Raw genomic sequence first — 2,584 nt, forward strand, 5'->3', positions numbered from 1 at the left:
CTAGCACCTACAGTGCAATAAATAAGAATTGGTTTTTCTTTATCTAATCCTTCCAGTTTATTGAGATCAAATGTGTCATAACCCACCCAGTAGGCATTTTTTAGATGCGAGACTTCATATTCTTCTTTCTCTCTTGCATCGAGTACTTGATAAATTGAAAGATCTTCAATTTGATTAGGCTTAATTACAGGAAAGTCTTTGTCGTAAAGCGTAGTTAAAAGGGTTTTATAAGCAATGGACTGAGCATTTGAAAAAAATGGGATTGCCATTACTATTGTCAATAGCAAAACCTTTATAAGTTTTGAGAAGTATGTATTCTGAACCTGCATAAAAATGAAACCTAGCTAATGGTCCAAGGGTTCAAATCAAGCGTAAAAATCTGATAAGCGAGCCAATCCTCTCCTATCCTTAATAATTATTCGCTTCCCTTCCAGCTCAATTAAATTGTCTTTTTTAAACTCTGAAAGTAATCTAATGACTGATTCAGTAGCAGTTCCCACCATTCCAGCAATTTCTTCCCGGCTAAGAACCAAATCAATCTTTTGATTCTCTCCCCCTTCTACACCATACGAATTTCCCAATTGGATAAGTACAAAAGCTAACCTTTCTCGAATACTTTTTTGTGTAGCATCAGTCAACTTTTCTTCCATCACTCCTAGCTCATGACTTAATGCCTTTGTAATTCTTTTAAAAAATGGGGTATTATTAAACAAAGTCGTTAAAAATGCTTCTTTCGGTATAAAGCAAATTTTAGCGTCTTCCACAATCATGGCTGAGTTAGAATAATTCTCTTCTCCCAAAAGGGCAGAATAACCTAGAAAATCACCTTTTTTTGACAAATGAAGAATTTGTTCTTTTCCATTTGAAGCAGTTTTATATACCTTAACAACTCCCGAATTAATACAAAAAATACCTAGCGGTTTTGTCCCTTCGTAAAACAAAATTTGACCCTTTCTATGGGAAATCAAATTTTTGTTATCAGAAATAGTACAAACATGCTGCTCAGGTAAATCGGCGAAAAGTGATAATTTTCTACTTGCACAAAGCTCGCAGGGTGTATTTCCAGAATGAACACTCATATTTGCTTAATTATTTAAGCGAAATTTAAAAAAAGACTGACATATATCATAAGAAATACGCCTATTTCGGAGATTCAGGAAAGGATTTAATCTGTAAAAACTGCCTAGAATCTTCATGCCATTCCATACTCAGGTGATTCATTCCATTTGAAATAACTAAATACTTCGATTTTACCTTTTGATGGTATAGGCATGCCTGCTCCATTGTTTTTTTAGTCAGTTTTATGGTAGGAGCTTTACATTCAATCAATAAATAAGGCTCGCCATCTATATTCCAAACAACCAAGTCAGTTCTTTTCTGTAGTTTATTGTAAATGAGACCTTTTTCCAATGCCACTAAACCCTTAGGATACCCCAAATGATTAATTAATAAATTAATCCAATGTTGTCTAACCCACTCTTCTGGTGTTAAAATCAAATACTTCTTTCTGAGACTGTCAAAAATCCCTAATTTCCCGTCCATTTCCTGAAGCCTTGGCTCAAAAGCTGGAAGATTTAGGTTTGGCAATTGAATTCTATCCGAACTCCTATTCATACCCCAAATATGTACATTATTAAGCAGTTGATATTTAAGAATTATACAAAGTTGATTTCTTTAGGGCTATTCTCCTTATTGTTTTTTTCTTTTGGTTGCCAAGATCCAAAAACTCAAGTTGATTTGATTTATTATGGAGGCACTATTTACACCGTTAATCAGGAATTTGAAATCAGTGATGCCATTGCTATCCATGAAGGGAGATTTGTGGCTGTAGGGTCTGAAAGTGAAATCTTTTCCACCTATGAATCGACTAAAACTATTGATCTGGAAGGGAAAACTGTTTATCCCGGCTTTATAGATGCACATACTCATTTTTTCCGATACGGTGAAGGATTAAGAGTTATAGACTTGGTTGGTACAAAAAGTTTTGAAGAACTAATTCAGAAAGTTATAAACTACGCCGATTCTAATCCAGATGAACCATGGATTTTAGGAAGTGGTTGGGACCAAAACTTATGGGAAGGTCAGGAGTTCCCAACCCGGGAAAAATTGGATGAGTTATTTCCTGATAAGCCTGTTTTGCTAACCCGAATTGATGGTCATGCTGCTTTGGTTAATCAAAAAGCACTAACTCTAGGTGGGGTAAACGCAGCGACAAAACTACTTGGTGGATCTGTTTTGGTAGAAAACGGTAAAACTACTGGAGTTCTTATAGATAATGCCATTGATTTAGTTAGTTCAAAAATCCCAAAAACAACAGAGGAGCAAGCTAGAAAATCACTTTTAGCAGCTCAAGAAAATTGTTTTGCAGTAGGTTTGACTTCAGTAGCAGATGCAGGACTTGATCGAGAAGTCATTGAGCTATTTGAAAAAATGTATCAGGATTCTTCCTTAAAGATAAGAATCTATGCCATGGTAAATCCTACGAAAGAGAATATGGATTATTATTTTGAAAAAGGTTCATTTCAAGATGATAATCTTACGATCCGTAGTTTCAAAATTTATGGAGATGGTGCGCTGGGATATC

4 protein-coding genes are annotated in these 2,584 nt (G+C 35.1%); 1 reads left to right on the forward strand and 3 read right to left on the reverse strand.

The window, feature by feature from the left end:
* The 3 genes from Q0L68_RS18540 to Q0L68_RS18550 form a co-directional block, all read right to left on the reverse strand.
* The coding region (locus Q0L68_RS18540) for a rhodanese-like domain-containing protein (RefSeq protein WP_296705743.1) at window positions 1–269 on the reverse strand (269 nt) is incomplete at its 3' end.
* 96 nt (window positions 270–365) lie between these two features.
* Entirely contained in the window at window positions 366–1,079 is a 714-nt protein-coding gene (locus tag Q0L68_RS18545) for a Crp/Fnr family transcriptional regulator (protein WP_296705744.1), read from the reverse strand.
* A gap of 61 nt (window positions 1,080–1,140) precedes the next feature.
* The gene (locus Q0L68_RS18550; protein WP_296705745.1) at window positions 1,141–1,614 is read right to left on the reverse strand and encodes a type I restriction enzyme HsdR N-terminal domain-containing protein; all 474 of its coding nucleotides are present in this window, start codon (window positions 1,612–1,614) and stop codon (window positions 1,141–1,143) included.
* Between the two features lie 9 nt (window positions 1,615–1,623).
* On the opposite strand from Q0L68_RS18550, the gene Q0L68_RS18555 reads away from it, so the two are divergent.
* Window positions 1,624–2,584: amidohydrolase family protein (locus Q0L68_RS18555; RefSeq protein WP_296705746.1), on the forward strand; the 961-nt coding region annotated here is incomplete at its 3' end.

This window comes from Algoriphagus sp. (genome assembly GCF_024642405.1).
Lineage (GTDB): Bacteria > Bacteroidota > Bacteroidia > Cytophagales > Cyclobacteriaceae > Algoriphagus.